This window comes from Acinetobacter sp. ANC_7634 (assembly GCF_056779875.1).
In genome coordinates this window covers 80,917-98,075 of the sequence record NZ_JBWYIT010000012.1, presented here as the reverse complement: position 1 = coordinate 98,075, position 17,159 = coordinate 80,917, and the positions used below count along the sequence as shown (strand labels likewise).

Sequence of the window (17,159 nt, the reverse complement as noted above, 5' to 3'; positions counted from 1 at the left end):
TTCTTCAGATAAAATAAGATAAAGTCATGCGAAACCAATAGATTAAACTTAAATAACGCCTGACCATCAAAACCATAATAAACGTCTTTGTAAACATTACATCGCAATTGGATAAGCTGTTATCCTTCGGCAGTAATCACCTACAAGATATACACTAGCTGACATCTCACAATATTTAGAGGTAATGGAACTTCACTTATGCCAACGATTATTTCAAATATCGCGAACAAATTTCGTAAAGTCTATCAAAAGGCTGAAGGGTTTATTGAAGAAGAACGTGAATTTCCTGTCTCTCAAGTTTTTTTAAATGCGACTTTCAAGCGCTTTGTGACCGACAATGTCAGCATCCTTGAAGACTTACATGCTGATTTACACGACGATTGGCTTCGACTCTATGCCACTTTGAATGTGAAAGGGCTTTATACCATTCTCTCTGTAGATTTAAAGCTCATTCAAATGGAATTGAATAAAGATGTACAACTGATTGTATTTGAACAAATTAGTGAAACCGAAGTAATTGAAGCAAAATTTCAAACCTTTTGGATGAAAATTGCATTCCGCTCTGCCCTATTTTTCTATCAAAAAATTCTTCGTAAAGATCCACTTGGCATGATTTTAGAGCGTTTTAATGTCATTAAAGTCAAAGATGATCTCTTACATCTCGATTTAAATCAGTGGCTCGGAAAAAATCGCTCGATCATCGAAACATTGGGCAAAGTACACGTCAACCATGCAGAACTGCGTGAAACAGAATTGGTCGTGATTGGTAATGTAAATTTGATGGCTTTATTTAGCAAAATGAATACTGATCGATTCAAATCTAAATCTGATGAAGTGGAAAGTGATCACATTACACCAATTAAACAAAAGGACGACTAGAGCGCAGCGTTTTGATGTCGTCATAAAGCTTAAGCTACAGAAAAATACATTTTCACTGTGATTATTGATTATTTCTCCTTATTTATCAGAGATAATATAACTTCAAGTGATCCTTCGATACGAAGGTAAAGGAAAATATTTATGGCATTTAAATCGTTTAAAACTTTGAGTGTGATTGCAAGTGTAGGTACAGCCGTGCTTTTCACAGGCTATTCAAGTCAAGCGCTTGCCATGACGCCCTTCCAAGCCTCTTATCAGTTTGCATACAATGGTAAAAACTTGGGGTCAGCAACACGAACCTTGAAAAAATCAGGTAACACCTGGAATTACGTTTTTGCAGCTAAAGCAGGTGGTATTGCTTCAGCAACTGAAACCAGTAACTTCACATTCAATAATAATCAGATTCAATCATCCAATTTCAGTCGCACCAGTAAAATTTTGGTTCATAACAATACGATGAGCATTAAATTTAATCCAAGTGCCAAAACCATTAACACCACCAAAGATAAAGAGCAACGTTCATTTGCTTGGAAATCTGGTGTACTGGATGAGTTAAATGCAGAATTGCAAATTCGTGAAGACCTCAAAAATAACGGTTTAAAATCGCAATATTGGATTGCAGATGCTAAAGAAGTTGAATCACGTCGATTCGTCAAACAAGGCACTGAAAAAGTGGAAACCAAGTACGGCACGTTAGATACCATCAAGGTGGTGATGAAACATGATAAACCAGGTCGTGAAACGATTTTTTGGCTGTCTCCGAAATTGGACTATCTACCAGTGAAAGTCACACACCAAGATAAGAAATCTTCATACGGGCTCTTACTGACAGGGTATAACGGTCCACAAAATTAAGGCATTTTTTACTTGCTTTTTTGCAGATGCTTTTTAAAATACGTCTTTGCTTAAAAAGGCACCTGCCCTAGAGGATTCTCCCGTGTACGCACTAGAACAGAAAATCTTAAACGAAGGTATCGTTCTATCTGATCAGGTTTTAAAAGTTGATTCTTTTCTAAACCACCAAATCGACCCAGTGATGATGCAACAAATTGGTCAAGAATTTGCTCGTCTATTCAAAGATGCAGGCATCACCAAAATCATCACAATTGAAGCTTCAGGTATCGCACCTGCTGTGATGGCTGGCTTGGAACTTGGTGTACCGGTAATTTTTGCACGTAAGTATCAATCTTTAACTTTAAAAGATGATTTATATCGTTCAAAAGTATTCTCATTTACAAAGCAAGTAGAAAGCACAATTGCTATTTCTAAGAAGCACATTGCAGCAACAGATAAGGTTCTTGTGATCGATGACTTTCTTGCGAATGGACAAGCAGCTTTAGGTTTAGCTGATTTGATTCACCAAGCTGAAGCTGAGGTTGTCGGGATTGGTATCGTGATTGAAAAGTCGTTCCAACCTGGCCGTGATCTTTTACTTGAAAAAGGTTACCGAGTTGAATCACTTGCTCGTGTTGAATCACTTGCAAATGGGACAGTGACTTTTGTTCAAGAATAATGTTGAACATTAAAAAAAGCGCCTAACGGCGCTTTTTTATTTTAATGTGGCAGGATCAAGTTGAATACCCAATTTTGTACCACCAAAATGCTTTTGAATATAATCTTCAACGTAAGGCTGATGGTAAAGATTTGAAAGTTTTTGAAATTGTGGATCATTCAATCGATCTTTACGCACTGCAAGTATATTGACATTTTCTAAAGCTTTATCAGTAACCTCTTCTTTAAATATCGCATTTGTTATTACATTTAGTCCACTTTCTAGAGCAATAGTATTTCCAATTGCGGCTAAATCCACCTCAGACAATACACGTGGTAGTTGTGCACCTTTGACCAATTTAAATTGAAGTGATTTCGGATTTGACTGGATACTTTCAAGAGTTCCAGAAATCGTATTAAAATCTGGCTTAAGTTGAATCAACTGAGCACGTTCTAATAGTCTTAATGCACGTGCTGTATTCGCCACATCATTTGGAATTGCAATTAAGGCCCGATAAGGCAAAGCAGTTAGTGACTTGTAGTTTTGAGAATATAAACCCATAGGCTCTAAATAAGTGGTCGCCAAGACAGCAAGCTTATGATGATTCAAGTCATTAAATTCTTTGAAATACGCCCAAGATTGAAATGCATTTACATCAATTTCACCATCGAGCAAAGCTTGATTCAAAGCCACACCGTCATTAATTTCTTTCACCTCAATGTCAACATTTGCTGCTTTCGCCTGATCAGAATCCGCGATATGTCTCCAAATATCAACATCCGATCCATGTGATCCAATCACGATTGTTTGTTGTGTTTGCTTTGTTTTTTGAGGTTCAGGTTGAGCACTACATGCACTGATAATGAGAATTGCAAAAATAATAAATAAAAATTGGGCGTATTTTGACTTCATGATTTACTCGATATTGTTGTTGATTGTTTGAGTTGTTTAAATTGCTCTGGATAATATTTTTCAGTAACGTCTAGATGAGATCTAAGTCGACCTTTGATACAGTTTTCTCCCACATTTCTCAGTAAAGGATTCAGCGGATCTGTCTCTGGTCCTTGTGCAAGCGCTTTTAAATTATCTGCAAGATTTAAAAGCGGAATTTCACCAGCAAATAAATTGGGAGAAAGAAAATAAGCAACCGAATACCGATCTGCATTCGTTGGAGATATGACTCGATGTTGATTCGCAATCAAATATCCATTTGTGGCAAGCTCTAAAACCTCACCGATATTGACGACAAATGCGTGTTCAACAAATGGTACTTCAATCCATTTACCTTGACTTAAGACCTGAAGTCCTCCGATCTGGTCTTGTAAAAGTAAAGTTAAAATATTGGAGTCTTTATGAGAGCCTACCCCCTGATGATTCATTTGATCAATTGGAGGATAATGAATCAGCTTGAGTAGTTCATGTGGACTACCTGTAATCAATTGATCAAGTGCTGTGTCCTGCTGCCCCAATGAAAGCAACAAGGCTTTTAATAATTTAATTGCAACCTGTCTGAGATCTCGTTGCCATGCGGTGACTACGCGTTGAAACTCAGGCCAATTCGAAGGCCACTGATTTGGTCCCTGCAAACGTCTCCATGTCGGTCCAGTTTCAGGTTCTAATGCTGCAAGTTCAAAACCAATGTCTATTTGTTCTCTAAAATCAGGTTGCAGACGTGTAACTTCGGCATTTACTCGACTATACCCTCGAAAATGCGGGGAATGAATCATAGCGATTTCATCTTTTTGTTCTTGTGGCAGCGAAAAAAACTGTCGAGTAATACGCTGAATCTCCAAAATTTTTTCAGCTGAAATGCCATGACCTGTTAAATAAAAAAAACCAATATCTTTGGCGATATGTGCAAGTCGTTGCAGAAAATCTGCTTGCGTTGATGATTGATCAAATTGACTTAAATTCAGAATAGGAAGTGCGGTTAAGCTTTGTTGTAATGGTTGATTCATGATGCACTCATCTTTCTAAGACTTCATTGTATTAATGACTGAAAGATGAATGCTTTTGAAATCATTTAAATTGGATACTTATTCGTCTATAAAAATATGATTCGCGTTCAATCACTTAGTCTTGCCCAGTCCACACATGATCTTTTAAAGACACGGCATTCGGAATGAGTTTGAGCTGATAAAATAAATCTGCAATTTTTTGTTGCGCCGTGACTGTATCTGTATCGACCAGTTTGGCATAAGCAGGAATATTTCTTTTTTCTAAAACCAGTTTGGTAATATTTTCGTCCAAGCTTGTACTTTGCGCCAAAATTTTTGCGGCTTGATCTGGGTGTTGATTAATCCAATCATCTACTTGATTTAATGTTTGCACAAATTTTTGGGCTTCAACCCCATGTTGTTTTAAAAATTTTGGAGAAGACAAATAGAAGCTATACGCTAATGGCAAAGCTTTTGAATCAATAAGAACACGTGTATCACCTTTAAGCGAAGCAGCACTTGCATAAGGATCCCAAATCGCCCAAGCATCGAGTGATTTTTTATCAATAGCAGCTCGTGCATCTGCAGGCGTTAACCAGACGGGTTGAATATCAGACCAACTCAATTGAGCTTGATCTAATATTTGTGAGAGAAAGTAATGCGCACTTGAACCTTGTGTAACACCAATACGCTTACCTTTTAGATCCTTTAAACTTTGAATCGTGCTGTCTTTGGGTAACAGCAAGCTGTGTGCATTTTTAGATCCATTTTCATATGCTAAATATTGAATTGGTTTCCCTGCAGAAAGTGCGAAAATTACAGGTGTATCCCCTGTATACCCCACATCTATAGCACCGACATTTAATGCTTCTAGTGTTTGAGGACCTGCCGGGAATTCTTTCCATTGAATTTTCACACCAGGAAATGCCTGCTCAAAAGTTTTATTTTGTTTTGCAACGATGAATTTAAGCGCCGCTTTTTGATAGCCAATATTCAAGGTTGTTAATTTTTCATTTGATTCATCTTGCCCCTTAAGCTCAGTAGGCTTTTCTTTTGAGCATGCAATGAGGCTAAAACTCAATGTCACAATGGTGCTTAGTACAAATAATTTTTTCATTGTCTTGGTAATTTTTTTGATTGGAATAAAAAAATAAGCCAAACTTCGAAAAAAATTAAATCACTATTTGCGCTTAGTTATTCAGTTCAAGATCTAAGCCATCCTGCTCATAAAATACGGTTTTATCCTTAAAAATTAAATTAATCTATTTTGAAATCAATTTTTTATTTTATCTGGCATTACAGTTTTTCTACATTCAGCCATGTTGCAACTTTAAGCGCAATGCTAGAATCTTTTAAATAAATGGATGTATAGATTAGAGCAATCCTAAATGACTGAAAACTTAGAAATACACTGCCCAAAATGCGGTTCAACTGATATTGAAAAACGCAACCATGAACAATTACTGCAAAAAACAGGTGGTGTTCTTCTTTCCGCAGCGGGTACGACTGCGGGTACTGTAGGTGGTGCTGCATCAGGTGCTTCTATTGGCGCTTCCATTGGCGCTGTTGCAGGCCCTTTAGGTGTAATCATGGGTGGCACAATTGGCACTTTTGTTGGTGCAATCAGTGTGGGTGTGACTGGTGGCTTTTTAGGTCATCGTTTTGGAAAAAAAGCGGGAGAAATCGTCGACAAAAATGTTTTCCTCGATTACCAATGTAAAAAGTGCAAACACCGGTTTGAACAAAAGCATATTTCAAAATAAAAGTGAGCGAGAAGCTCACTTTTTTATGCCTGATAAAATAATCTTTAAAATTATTTCTTTAACATTTGCAACGCCACTTCACCTAATCGTTTCCCTTGCTCGATACACAGTGATTTTTCATCTTGGCTTAGAGATTGATCGTGTCTAGGTCCACTGACATGTGTAGCACCATAGGGTGTCCCCCCTGATTTTGTATTCGATAAAGCTGGGTTGGCATTGGTTAAACCCAAAATCAACATTCCATGATGAAACAAAGGTGGCAACATAGTCAGTAATGTACTTTCCTGCCCGCCGTGCATAGAGCCCGATGAACCAAACACACAAGCAGGTTTATTATGCAATGCACCATTGAGCCATAAACTCGTTGTTTGATCCCAAAAATATTTCATTTCTGATGCCATATTGCCAAATCGAGTTGGTGATCCTAATGCAAGTCCCGAACAATGTTGAAGATCATCCAAAGTCGCATAAATATCGCCCTCCTCTGGAATACTTGGTGCTGCTTTGGTCACCACTGTTGCCAACTGTGGAACTGTTCTAATTTTCGCAAGCATTCCAGTAGATTCAATTCCTTGAGCAATTAAATGTGCCATTTCCTTGGTTGAACCATATTTGCTGTAATACAAAACTAGAACATATGCTTGCATAAAAAGATCATCCAATGAAAAAAGAAAACTATACGGTATTTTTTTTAAAATTTGGTTAAGCTGTGCAACGAACGTACAGAATTTTAACTAAAAAATACTCGAGACTCATTATTTATGGCGGAAATCTTAAAAAAGTTACCTTTCTACAATAAAACATGGTTTCAGTTTATTTTGTTTGTACTACGACGCTTTGAAGCTAACAATTGTCGTGAGCAAGCAGGCTCTTTAACTTACACCACACTTTTCGCTGTCGTGCCCATGTTGACCGTATTCTTGGTTATCATTTCATCGATTAAAGCATTAGAACCTGCTCGGCAACAATTACAACAATTGATCTACAGTAATTTTCTGCCTAAAACCAGTATCGCGTTTGATAAAGCATTGAATGCATTTACTGACAATTCGAGCAACTTAACCATTATTGGTGTGCTGTTTTTATTCTTTACCACAGTAATGATGCTCACTAGCATTGAGACAGCATTCAATCGTATTTGGCGTGTGACAGAAACGCGTAATGGCATTATTGGTTTTATGCGCTATTGGACCATCATTTCACTGGGACCAATCCTGCTGGGTTCGGCTTTTGTGATTTCATCGACTTTAGCGTCTATGAACATCCTAAGCAATAATTTTGCAGGTTATGAATTAAATGGGACGTTTATTTTGTGGGTCATCTCATTTGCACTCACCGCATTTGGTTTTTTTGCCTTGTATTGGACGATTCCAAACCGCTCTGTTCCAATAAAAGCAGCCATGATTGCTGCGATTTTTAGTGCTGTTACCTTCGAGTTACTGAAAAATTTATTCGGCTTCGTGATGACTAACTTTACCAGTTATCAGTTGGTTTACGGTGCTTTTGCAGCAGTTCCAATTTTCCTGTTGTGGATTTATCTCTCTTGGAACATCGTACTGCTTGGTGTTGAGATAAGTTATGCCCTCACAGCATTTCATACAGGTAAGACCGAAACGCGCCATCCAATTCTCATGCTTCTAGATATGCTTGAGTTATTCTATAAAAAACAAAAACAAGGTAAAACCGTAACCGATCTGGAGGCACTTGATATTTTAGGACGCGGTGAAATTGGCCGCTGGCCTAAATATGTCAATCTATTAGAACAGCAGAATATTATTAAACGTACTGATAATAATGAATATGTTTTGGTTAGAAATTTAGATCATCTGGATTTTTGGTCATTTTATAAATCATTGCCTTATACGCTACCTGATAAAAATGATATCGGACAAATCCATGAAGATGACATATGGATGAACCGTATTGGTCCTGCACTAATTGAAGCTGATGATTATCTGGCTGCAAAGCTCTCCGTACCGCTATCGACCATACTTGAAGAAAAATAAACTCTTGCAATAAGAAAAGACCTCTATAGGTCTTTTTCTTATTTCATAGATGGATTATATGGACGTGTAGATTGCCAACAAATAAGTGCACCTAAGGTCACTAAGACACAACCGATCCAAAAGCTCATTAGAGGTTGCACATCTAGAATCAGCATCGACATCAGACTTGAAAAAATGGGCATAAAATACGTTGCCAAAATTAAAATTTTGAGATGTCCATATTGCATGCTTTGGTTCCAATTGCTGTAAGCCAAGCCAATTAAGCTGCCAATGACTACAACCATCAGCCATGTCATCAAATTCAGCTCAATAAACGGTTCTCGCATCACAAAATGTACAGCCCACAATCCAACTGCAGTCATTAGAAAAAGAAATGGGACAGTATTATGACCTTCTGCATATTTCTTGGTAAATATACTGTACAAAGGCCATAGTACGGCGCCGATGAAAGCAAATGAATATGCTAATGGATTTTCAAGCACAGCCACAAATATCCGTTTCGGCTCGAGAATATCAGGATTAACAACCATCATTAACCCAAGAATGGCACATGCAAAGCCAGCAATCACCCAAATATTCGCGCTCAATTGCCGTGCAAGAATCGAAAATACAATCAGCAAAGGAGGCCAAAGATAATTAATCATTGCAATGATTAATACCTGTTCTCGATGCGTTGAAAGTGCAATCGAAATTAAAAACAGGATCTCATAGCCAACAAAAAGAGCACCACAGCCCCATAAGTATTTTTTAGGCATGAGTGAAAGCTTGGGAAAACCATTTTTCCATAACATGAACAATGCACTAAAACTATAGATCAGTGCCACCGCCTGTACCGGGCTTAATGATTCAGTTACAAGTTTCACCACCGCAACCAACGAGGCCCAAATTAAAATCGAGCTTAATCCCAGCCATGTATACTGATTCAATGGAATGCTCCAATTCTTGCGCTGATTCGATCAAAATAAATTCTCAAATAGCGGTGCAAAGATACAATCATAATCCCTGCAAGAACCATACTAGAACCGACCAAGAAACTCGTTTCGATCTCCTCATCTAACAGCCATACACCAAACAACATGCCGAACATGGGGGTCAAAAACGAAAACACACCTAAGCCATTTGCTAAATAAGTTCGTAACAACCAAAACCATAGCAGCAAACTTAAAAAAGACATGACAACCGCATGAAATGTTAAGCTCAGAAACGTCAGTTGTGACCAGCGTACATCTGCTTGTCCAGTCCAAAAAGCTAAGGGTAATAAAAAAATAAAGCCCCCAAGCAATTGATAAAATAATGTTTGAGTGGGCGGCGCCTCAGAAAGCGTTGAAAATTTTAAAGAAATCGTAGTCAATGCCCACATCATCCCTGCCATTAGAGCAAGAAAATCTCCCCATAAAATATGGTTGAGTTGACTTTGAGCTTGATCACGCACTAAAAAAGTATAAGCGATGCCAAAAAATGCGAACCAAATACCAAACCACTGCAAGTGATTCAATTTTTCAGCTTTGACTTTCCAATGTAAGCCTAAAGCCACAAAAATAGGCGCGGTATAGAGCAGAACAACAGTGTGCGCAGCACTGGTGTACCTGAGTGCCTCAGCAACCAAATAAAATTCTGCAGAAAATAAAAAGGCTAACCAAATTCCAGGAACAACATAACGGTAATTGAGCAGTTGTTGCACTCGTTGTCGATACAATAATGGAACGACAAGCAAGGTTGCCAAACCACAGCGCAATGCGATTTGCATCAGAGGACTAATATCAGTAGCTGCAAGTTTCAAGACAATTTGCTGTAAACCCCAGACTAAACACAATACGATCATTAAGCTTGACGCCTGAAGGTCAAGACCTCTTCGCTCACCCATGAGTGGCACTCTTCACACAAACAAGTCGTCACTATACTGCTGACTGAATTAGAATATATAATTCAAAACAGACAACAAATACATTTATTCAGGCAATTTAATATGCCAAAACGCCATCCACATGAACTATTCGTTCAGTTAGATAATTATGATCATATCCAAGAGAATCTTTGGCTAACATTCCGCAATGATCCAGCCCATTCGGAATATCCTAAACACGGTCATGCATGGGGCGAATTTATCTATGCATTTGATGGTGTAATGGAAGTTCATATTGATCAAAATCAATATTTAACACCTCCGCCCTACGGAATTTGGCTACCGCCGCATCTGCATCACAGCAGTATTAATCTCACAGCTGTTTCTCATGCCACCTTATACGTGCATGAAAGCCTGTGTGATGCACTGCCCAAACAAGCAGGTATTTTACTAAGCTCCCCCTTAGTGACGGCGCTACTCAATGAACTCAGAAAAACTTATTTCAAACATGATCAACCCGAATATCAACGACTTTTAATGGTTTTACTGGATCAATTAAAAAGCTCACCCCTGCTCAAAAGCTACTTGCCCCATTCTGATCATCCTGCATTACAAACGATATTTACATACATCCATGAGCATCTCAGTGATCAGCGTCCACTGAGAGATTATGCTCAAATGGTGAATATGAGTGAGCGCACTTTATCTCGCCTATGTGAAGCTGAAATTTCGATGTCGCTCAATGAATGGCGTCAACGCTTTAAAATTACACGAGCATTAAGCTTATTGTCTGAAAATAAAACCGTTGAACATATTGCTCTAGATTTGGGCTATGCCAACGCCTCAGCCTTTATCAATATGTTTAAACGCTGGATGCACATCACGCCCCAACAGTTTCGTAAAAACATCAACTCAGACAATCTCTAGCCATAAAAAAAGGATGAACCATCATCCTTTTTAATTGAGCTTGATGCATCATTAATGCACTTGCGTAGTCCACACAAAATCTTGTTTTAAGCCAGTCAAAGTCATTTTGAGCTGATCACCCGATTCTAATGGTCCCACACCTGCAGGCGTACCCGTCATGACAACATCACCAGACATTAAGCTAAAGTTTTGACTGATTTCTGCCAAAAGCGCTCCTAATTTAAAAATCAGTAACCCCGTATCACCATGTTGCCTAAGTTGATCATTAATTTCGAGCTTAAACTGGACTTGATCTAATGCTGGGACCTGATCAAGCGAAATCCAATCTGCCAAAATACAAGATCCATCAAATGCTTTCGCACGTTCCCAAGGTTGTCCTTTCTTTTTAAGCTGATCTTGTTGATCTCTTAAAGTCAAATCCAAACCAAGGGTGACTGCACCTACTGCTGCTAATGCCTCTTGAGGATCCTTAACGTTTTTGAGCGGTCGATCTATTCGTAATGAAAGTTCACATTCATGATGACACTGTCCCAATGCACGATTCCAATCAATCCCTTCTGCTAAGGACACCAAGCTACTCGGCGGCTTGATAAATAAGACAGGTTGATCAGGAATCGCATTACCTAATTCTTGAGCATGCGCAGCATAACTGCGACCGACACATACAATTTTTGATGGAACTGCACTCATGAAAATCTCTCTTATTTATAGTTTGAGTAATGAACTCATCAAAACTTAACGTTTTTGGAATGTATTTTCAAACAGTGTTCTGTCTACATCAGACTCAAATGCACGTTTTGGAATAATGACCACTGTATGATTTTTGAGTTCAAGCATATAGGTCAATTTACCCACTACAAATTTTTGTACTTCACTGTAGGCAAATGCTTGTTTAGGACGACCACTTGAAAAAAGCTCGGCAGAGTTTTGAAACAAATCGATACCTTGTTCAGTCTTACCAAATTGATATTTTTCAAACTGACGCTTGAACATCATAGGTAAGAACCAGTAACGCATAACGATTTGTAAAAAGATAAAGAACGTGCCTAAAGCCACGTAATAGCGTCCTACACCCTCTAATCCAAGATAAAGCCCCCAAATCACGATCGCAATACTGACAAGTGGCGTTAAAAAACGCGTAAATTGTTTTTTGCCAAAAGTAGCTAATGCAAAACCATCCTGAGACTCTTGTAAATTTAAGAAGTAACGGACAGATAAAACTGGTTGAGTATCAGACATAGGGGATTCAACAATCGATTTTCTTAAGCAAAGATATTACACCACTTTACCTGAAATCGAATTGTCGTTTTAATGAATACTGTTGATTACATCATCGCACTATTGATGAAAGCATCACACGATTTACAATGACACAAAATAAAAAGTCTAAATTCATAGTTCAGGATGAAAATGAAATACTTTAACTATCGAGCATTGTGCTTAAGCCTTATTTTTGTACCTAGCTTGTCGTACAGTGCGATTATTGAATGGAAAGAAAATATACCCAGTGCGTTAAAACCATTTCAAAATAATAGTACCGAACTCGCCAGCATCGCAAAAGATCAGATTCTCATCTATGCGCACACAAATACCCAAACATCTATTCCGACACGCAAAAAACAACCCAATCCAAATGTGAAGTTCACATCATCTGCCATCGTATTGCCTGTTAATGAAGAAAAGGTCGCCAAAACGCTTTCACAGTTTGAAAATTTTGTTGGTTTATTCCCGACATTGAAGTCAGCTAAAATATTAAATCAAGAAAAAAATATCACTCAGGTTCAATATAAAATTTCCATTCCAACACCAATACCTGTGCTCAACTTTAATGAGACCATAGTGTTTCAGCATCATATTGAAGGTAATACTATTTCGAGTTTGATTGTGGATGCACCCGTTCCTTATGGTCTAGGCAAATTTGAATGGTTCAAATTGGATCAAAATCATACTCTTCTGACCCTAACGCAATGGGGAGATTTGAACCAACCTAAAGGTTTTCTATTTAGCAAAGTTCTGAATGCAGTGCCTGAAGCAAAAATGGGAATTCCAAGTGGTACACATGCATTTTTACTTGAATCAATTCGAAAAAAATTAACAGCACCTTCTTCGAGTACGCTCAAACCAGGTCAATTTCCATCCGACCAATTAACGACAAATCAATTGGCCAAAATCGCACAAATCAGTCGTATCACCGAACACCCTGTAAGTTTTGTCCATACACCGACAACCGTGCCTTATCAACACGGTGCAGAATCAATGCGTTTTGTGACGACGTATCAGTATTATTCCCAACCAGTGCAACAATTACAAAAATGGACACAGCCTGTACATTATAAAAAGTTGTTTCCCCGCCAACTCAAATCTATTGATATCGAAACCCTAAAAGACCAAACACAATTGGCAGATTTTAAAGTTGAACTCGGGTTAGGAGTTATTCAAATTCCATTCCGATTTAAACTAAATTTTAGCTTTCCTAAGTCGAATCAGAATAGTTTTTATGCTCAAGGCGGTGATCTGAAATACATTAAAGGAAAAATGCAATTTGATAAGTTTCAACAAGGTACTTTATTGAAAATGACGAATGCTGGAAAAATAGATGAAAAAGCACCGTTCCTGATTCGTGCAGCACGGAGCTTGCCTTATCATGATGTGCTCCCTACAGTTGGGGCGAATGTCGTCTTTGCATTGAAAGTCAAAAACGAAGAGCAGAAGAAATAAGATAAAAAATAGACACAAAAAAACCGCAATTAAGCGGTTTCTTCTCTTTTTTACATCTTAGAGATGATCAAGTTGGTGCGCTCAGAGAGATTCGAACTCCCGACCCCTTAGTTCGTAGCCAAGTGCTCTATCCAGCTGAGCTATGAGCGCGACGTCTTGATGGAGTGCATTATATATGAATATTATTATTTGTTAAGTACTTTTTAATAAAATTTAAATCAAGCGAACAGTATTTATACGTAAATGTAAATTATGGCTAGATAATCAACAATTTAAGAGATGGTCAACAGGATCAATCCAAATTCCAAACAATCCTGAGTTGGATTGATGATGTTTTTATAAGAGCTAATATCTATTAATTAAAAATAATATGTGTAGAAATTTTAAAATTTATTTCTTTCTTAAGTAGCTAATAAAATATGATGATTTATAGCATCACTTCATTCTAGAAACAAAAAAACCGCAATTAAGCGGTTTCTTCTCTTTTTTACATCTTAGAGATGATCAAGTTGGTGCGCTCAGAGAGATTCGAACTCCCGACCCCTTAGTTCGTAGCCAAGTGCTCTATCCAGCTGAGCTATGAGCGCGTACTTGAGTGTCTTACGACTTCGTTACATCGATTAACTTGATTGGTGCGCTCAGAGAGATTCGAACTCCCGACCCCTTAGTTCGTAGCCAAGTGCTCTATCCAGCTGAGCTATGAGCGCATTTCAAGTTTATCGTTGGCGGTGAGAGAGGGATTCGAACCCTCGATACCAGTAATAGGTATGCTTCCTTAGCAGGGAAGTGATTTCAGCCACTCATCCACCTCACCGTAACGAGACGCCATAATACAAACTTCGTCCCTACTCTTCAAGTGAGAATTTAAAAAATTCTATGTTTTTTGTTCAATCATATATTTTTTAAACAATTTTCAGGTTTTTTACCTTTAATCTGCATTAATTTCACTTTAATACTGTCTATTCTGCATCTCTTTTATAATTTATGAACTAAAAACACTTTATTGCAATCATTTACGTGCAGTATTTCTCATCATGTCTTATGCTAAACTTATCTTCTGATATGAAGCCAAAGACATTATGAAAAATTGGGTCGACCCTGAAGCCAAAGCGGAAGCTGAACGTTACGATAATCCTATTCCAAGCCGTGTTCTGATTCTAGAAACGATTGAGAATAAGAAAAAAGCATTGTCTCATGCAGACCTTGTGGAACACTTCGAAATTGCGGATCAAAAAAGTATTGAAGCACTTAGTCACCGTTTAAGTGCGATGGTTCGTGATGGTCAATTGACGAAAGAAGGTTATAAGTTCCAGCTTATGGCAGATCAACCTGTTCATGATGCGACCATCTATATCAATAGCAAAGGTTTAGGGGTTGCGAGTATAGATGGTAAGAAAGAAGAATATTTGTTACCTGAGCGTGAATTACGTCAAGTCTTCCATGGTGACCGAGTTAAAGTTCAACAGACCTCTGTTGACCGTAAAGGTAAACCATGGGGTTTCATTACTGAAATTACCCAACGACGCGTCAAACAAATCATTGGGAAACTCGCAGAATATGAAGGTGAATACTTCATTCAACCAGCAAATCCAAATGCGCATCAACCGATTACCTTAGAAAAAGAACTCATTGCGCATGCGAAAGCTAAAGTTGGTGATTCTCTTCGAGTTGAAATTGATGATTTTCCAAATCGTGAAGAGTTTGCTACAGGCCATATTATTCAATCTATGGCCGACAAATCTGATACTGAAATTATTATTCCTCAAACCATTTTAGAATATGGTTTACCTTACGAATTTCCAGAAGCAGTAGTTCAAGAAGCTGAAAGTTTTAAAGAACCGACAGCACGAGATCGTCAAGGACGCATTGATTTAAGAGATTTACCCTTAGTCACAATTGACGGTGAAGATGCACGTGACTTCGACGATGCTGTCTATGCAGAAAAACGTCCTGGTGGCGGCTATCGTGTCGTAGTTGCGATTGCAGATGTCAGTCATTATGTTCGTATTGGTAAACCTTTAGATGATGAAGCACAAGAACGCGGTACGTCTGTGTACTTCCCTCACTTTGTCTTACCGATGTTGCCTGAAGCACTTTCAAATGGCTTATGCTCACTCAATCCAAATGTCGATCGTCTATGTATGGTCTGTGATTTGAATTTAAGTCGCGCAGGTAAAGTCACAAAATTTGAATTCTATCCGTCGGTGATGCACTCTAAAGCACGACTCACCTATGACCAAGTTGCAAAATATTTTGAAGGTGATAGTCAAGCTGTACCTGAAGATCGTACAGTGCGTAAATCACTGAATACATTATTCCAACTTTACCAAGTATTAAAAGGTTTACGTGGAGAACGCCATGCAATGGAATTTGAAACCGTTGAAACGTACATGACCTTTGATGAACTTGGTGGAATTAAAGAAATTCTACCAAGATCACGTAACGATGCTCATAAACTCATTGAAGAATGTATGTTGTTAGCCAATGTCGCTGCTGCTGAATTTGCTTTAAAACACGAAATTCCAATGTTGTATCGTGTGCATGAGCCACCTGAATTCTCACGCATTCAAAAAGTTCGCGACTTTGTTAAGTTATTAGGTTTGAAATTCCCTGATCAACCTACGCAAGCGGACTACCAAGCGGTCATTGAAGCCACTAAAGACCGTATTGATGCGCCAAGTATTCATGCTGTGCTTCTTCGCTCCATGATGCAAGCTTATTATGGGCCAAATAACGCTGGTCACTATGGTTTGGCGTATGAGGCATACACTCATTTCACCTCTCCAATTCGTCGTTATCCAGATTTATTATTACATCGTGCTATCAAAGCACACCTGAAAAATAAACCTGCACCAGTCTCAGGTGGCGCACTAGAAGAAGCCGGTAATCATTTCTCGGCAACAGAACGTCGAGCTGATGAAGCTTCTCGCTCAGTAACCACTTGGTTAAAATGCCATTATATGCAACAGCATCTTGGTGAAGAGTTTGTTGGCGTCATTAGTGCTACGGCTGAGTTTGGTCTATTTGTCACTTTAAAAGATTTATATGTCGATGGTATGGTCCATGTAAGCCAGCTTGGCGATGACTTCTTTGTCTTCGATCAAGCGAGTCAAAGTTTAGTTGGGCAAAATCGTGGTCAGACCTTCGGTTTGGGTGATGAAGTACGCATCAAGGTTGCAGGTGTCAATTTAGAAGAACGTAAGATTGATTTTGAATTGATTCAACAACTCAGCCATGCAGGTCGCGCTATTCGTAGTCGAGCACCACGTGTCGTAAAGGAAAAACCGGTCACCAAGCAAGAAGCGTTAAATCGCATGTTGAATGAGCCTGTCGAACTCCTAAAAGATAAAGATGAAAACGGTGAACGCCCTGTTCGTAAGAAAAAGTCCAAGGCAAAACCAAGCTCTTATTCTAAAAAATCAGACAAAAAATCTGATGGAAAAGTAAAAGATAAAGCGAAAAAGAAAGCTAAAGTGAAAAAGAAAAAGTCGAATGCGAAAGCTAAATTAGACTAAATCTTTAAAGAGCGCTACGGCGCTCTTTTTTTTAAGCTTTATTTTTTTAATTTATAATCAAGTGCACCGATTCTTTATT

Annotated in this window: 16 protein-coding genes and 4 tRNA genes; 8 read left to right on the top strand and 12 right to left on the bottom strand. The window is 38.3% G+C overall.

Going from position 1 to position 17,159, the window contains the following annotated elements:
• Positions 1-198 precede the first annotated feature (198 nt).
• The 3 genes from AC1M9A_RS12495 (at position 199) to AC1M9A_RS12485 (ending at position 2,392) form a co-directional block, all read left to right on the top strand.
• A complete protein-coding gene (locus AC1M9A_RS12495; RefSeq protein ID WP_179999309.1) occupies positions 199-879 on the top strand; it encodes a hypothetical protein in 681 nt (226 codons plus the stop codon).
• A 141-nt stretch (positions 880-1,020) separates the two neighbouring features.
• Positions 1,021-1,734, top strand: a complete 714-nt coding sequence (locus tag AC1M9A_RS12490) for a DUF3108 domain-containing protein (RefSeq protein WP_481610327.1) — start codon at positions 1,021-1,023, stop codon at positions 1,732-1,734.
• A gap of 82 nt (positions 1,735-1,816) precedes the next feature.
• Positions 1,817-2,392, top strand: coding sequence for a xanthine phosphoribosyltransferase (locus AC1M9A_RS12485; protein ID WP_035265221.1), 576 nt, complete (start codon positions 1,817-1,819; stop codon positions 2,390-2,392).
• A gap of 36 nt (positions 2,393-2,428) precedes the next feature.
• Here the strand turns inward: AC1M9A_RS12485 and AC1M9A_RS12480 are convergent, their stop codons facing one another.
• From AC1M9A_RS12480 to AC1M9A_RS12470, 3 genes are all read right to left on the bottom strand, one after another.
• Positions 2,429-3,283, bottom strand: a complete 855-nt coding sequence (locus tag AC1M9A_RS12480; protein WP_481610326.1) for a MetQ/NlpA family ABC transporter substrate-binding protein — start codon at positions 3,281-3,283, stop codon at positions 2,429-2,431.
• On the bottom strand, positions 3,280-4,329 hold the full coding sequence (locus AC1M9A_RS12475; protein ID WP_481610325.1) for an isopenicillin N synthase family dioxygenase: 1,050 nt from the start codon (positions 4,327-4,329) through the stop codon (positions 3,280-3,282). The genes AC1M9A_RS12480 and AC1M9A_RS12475 overlap by 4 nt, the downstream gene beginning before the upstream one ends.
• 115 nt (positions 4,330-4,444) lie before the next feature.
• A complete protein-coding gene (locus tag AC1M9A_RS12470) occupies positions 4,445-5,425 on the bottom strand; it encodes an aliphatic sulfonate ABC transporter substrate-binding protein (RefSeq protein ID WP_481610324.1) in 981 nt (326 codons plus the stop codon).
• A 271-nt stretch (positions 5,426-5,696) separates the two neighbouring features.
• Here AC1M9A_RS12470 and AC1M9A_RS12465 point away from each other — a divergent pair, with 271 nt between their 5' ends.
• Positions 5,697-6,071 carry a hypothetical protein gene (locus AC1M9A_RS12465; protein WP_035265212.1) on the top strand — a complete coding sequence of 125 codons (375 nt, stop codon included), beginning with the start codon at positions 5,697-5,699 and terminating at the stop codon, positions 6,069-6,071.
• A 50-nt stretch (positions 6,072-6,121) separates the two neighbouring features.
• On the opposite strand, the gene wrbA is transcribed toward AC1M9A_RS12465, so the two are convergent.
• Positions 6,122-6,718, bottom strand: a complete 597-nt coding sequence (gene wrbA / locus AC1M9A_RS12460) for an NAD(P)H:quinone oxidoreductase (RefSeq protein ID WP_481610323.1) — start codon at positions 6,716-6,718, stop codon at positions 6,122-6,124.
• Between the two features lie 114 nt (positions 6,719-6,832).
• On the opposite strand from wrbA, the gene AC1M9A_RS12455 reads away from it, so the two are divergent.
• Entirely contained in the window at positions 6,833-8,077 is a 1,245-nt protein-coding gene (locus AC1M9A_RS12455; protein ID WP_481610322.1) for a YihY family inner membrane protein, read from the top strand.
• Between the two features lie 38 nt (positions 8,078-8,115).
• Here AC1M9A_RS12455 and yddG read toward each other — a convergent pair whose 3' ends face one another.
• Together yddG and AC1M9A_RS12445 are read right to left on the bottom strand one after the other, a co-directional pair.
• Complete coding sequence (gene yddG / locus AC1M9A_RS12450) at positions 8,116-9,003, bottom strand: aromatic amino acid DMT transporter YddG (protein ID WP_481610321.1); 888 nt, start codon at positions 9,001-9,003, stop codon at positions 8,116-8,118.
• A complete protein-coding gene (locus tag AC1M9A_RS12445; protein WP_481610320.1) occupies positions 9,000-9,941 on the bottom strand; it encodes a DMT family transporter in 942 nt (313 codons plus the stop codon). The genes yddG and AC1M9A_RS12445 overlap by 4 nt, the downstream gene beginning before the upstream one ends.
• 102 nt (positions 9,942-10,043) lie before the next feature.
• Between AC1M9A_RS12445 and AC1M9A_RS12440 the strand changes: the two genes are divergently transcribed.
• Positions 10,044-10,847 (top strand): AraC family transcriptional regulator, encoded by an 804-nt coding sequence (locus AC1M9A_RS12440; RefSeq protein ID WP_481592032.1) that lies wholly within the window; start codon positions 10,044-10,046, stop codon positions 10,845-10,847.
• 51 nt (positions 10,848-10,898) lie between these two features.
• On the opposite strand, the gene AC1M9A_RS12435 is transcribed toward AC1M9A_RS12440, so the two are convergent.
• Together AC1M9A_RS12435 and AC1M9A_RS12430 are read right to left on the bottom strand one after the other, a co-directional pair.
• Positions 10,899-11,537, bottom strand: a complete 639-nt coding sequence (locus tag AC1M9A_RS12435; RefSeq protein ID WP_481592033.1) for a fumarylacetoacetate hydrolase family protein — start codon at positions 11,535-11,537, stop codon at positions 10,899-10,901.
• A gap of 45 nt (positions 11,538-11,582) precedes the next feature.
• Positions 11,583-12,086: a YcxB family protein gene (locus AC1M9A_RS12430; protein ID WP_035265193.1), complete on the bottom strand. Its 504-nt coding sequence runs from the start codon at positions 12,084-12,086 to the stop codon at positions 11,583-11,585.
• A gap of 171 nt (positions 12,087-12,257) precedes the next feature.
• On the opposite strand from AC1M9A_RS12430, the gene AC1M9A_RS12425 reads away from it, so the two are divergent.
• Positions 12,258-13,565: an SRPBCC family protein gene (locus AC1M9A_RS12425; RefSeq protein ID WP_481610319.1), complete on the top strand. Its 1,308-nt coding sequence runs from the start codon at positions 12,258-12,260 to the stop codon at positions 13,563-13,565.
• Positions 13,566-13,638: 73 nt separating this feature from the next.
• Here the strand turns inward: AC1M9A_RS12425 and AC1M9A_RS12420 are convergent.
• From AC1M9A_RS12420 to AC1M9A_RS12405, 4 genes are all read right to left on the bottom strand, one after another.
• Positions 13,639-13,715: transfer RNA gene (locus AC1M9A_RS12420), tRNA-Arg, on the bottom strand.
• Positions 13,716-14,075: 360 nt separating this feature from the next.
• Positions 14,076-14,152: transfer RNA gene (locus AC1M9A_RS12415), tRNA-Arg, on the bottom strand.
• Between the two features lie 43 nt (positions 14,153-14,195).
• Positions 14,196-14,272 (bottom strand) — tRNA-Arg (locus AC1M9A_RS12410).
• A 16-nt stretch (positions 14,273-14,288) separates the two neighbouring features.
• Positions 14,289-14,379, bottom strand: a tRNA-Ser gene (locus tag AC1M9A_RS12405).
• A gap of 262 nt (positions 14,380-14,641) precedes the next feature.
• Here AC1M9A_RS12405 and rnr point away from each other — a divergent pair.
• Positions 14,642-17,080, top strand: coding sequence for a ribonuclease R (gene rnr / locus AC1M9A_RS12400; RefSeq protein ID WP_481610330.1), 2,439 nt, complete (start codon positions 14,642-14,644; stop codon positions 17,078-17,080).
• The last annotated feature ends 79 nt before the right edge of the window (positions 17,081-17,159 follow it).

Bases quoted from the DNA above. Each gene is read 5' to 3' on its own strand.
- AC1M9A_RS12495 (WP_179999309.1), top strand. From the start codon at position 199: ATGCCAACGATTATTTCAAATATCGCGAACAAATTTCGTAAAGTCTAT.
- AC1M9A_RS12490 (WP_481610327.1), top strand. From the start codon at position 1,021: ATGGCATTTAAATCGTTTAAAACTTTGAGTGTGATTGCAAGTGTAGGT.
- AC1M9A_RS12480 (WP_481610326.1), bottom strand. From the start codon at position 3,283: ATGAAGTCAAAATACGCCCAATTTTTATTTATTATTTTTGCAATTCTC.
- AC1M9A_RS12475 (WP_481610325.1), bottom strand. From the start codon at position 4,329: ATGAATCAACCATTACAACAAAGCTTAACCGCACTTCCTATTCTGAAT.
- AC1M9A_RS12470 (WP_481610324.1), bottom strand. From the start codon at position 5,425: ATGAAAAAATTATTTGTACTAAGCACCATTGTGACATTGAGTTTTAGC.
- AC1M9A_RS12465 (WP_035265212.1), top strand. From the start codon at position 5,697: ATGACTGAAAACTTAGAAATACACTGCCCAAAATGCGGTTCAACTGAT.
- wrbA (WP_481610323.1), bottom strand. From the start codon at position 6,718: ATGCAAGCATATGTTCTAGTTTTGTATTACAGCAAATATGGTTCAACC.
- AC1M9A_RS12455 (WP_481610322.1), top strand. From the start codon at position 6,833: ATGGCGGAAATCTTAAAAAAGTTACCTTTCTACAATAAAACATGGTTT.
- AC1M9A_RS12445 (WP_481610320.1), bottom strand. From the start codon at position 9,941: ATGGGTGAGCGAAGAGGTCTTGACCTTCAGGCGTCAAGCTTAATGATC.
- AC1M9A_RS12440 (WP_481592032.1), top strand. From the start codon at position 10,044: ATGCCAAAACGCCATCCACATGAACTATTCGTTCAGTTAGATAATTAT.
- AC1M9A_RS12435 (WP_481592033.1), bottom strand. From the start codon at position 11,537: ATGAGTGCAGTTCCATCAAAAATTGTATGTGTCGGTCGCAGTTATGCT.
- AC1M9A_RS12430 (WP_035265193.1), bottom strand. From the start codon at position 12,086: ATGTCTGATACTCAACCAGTTTTATCTGTCCGTTACTTCTTAAATTTA.
- AC1M9A_RS12425 (WP_481610319.1), top strand. From the start codon at position 12,258: ATGAAATACTTTAACTATCGAGCATTGTGCTTAAGCCTTATTTTTGTA.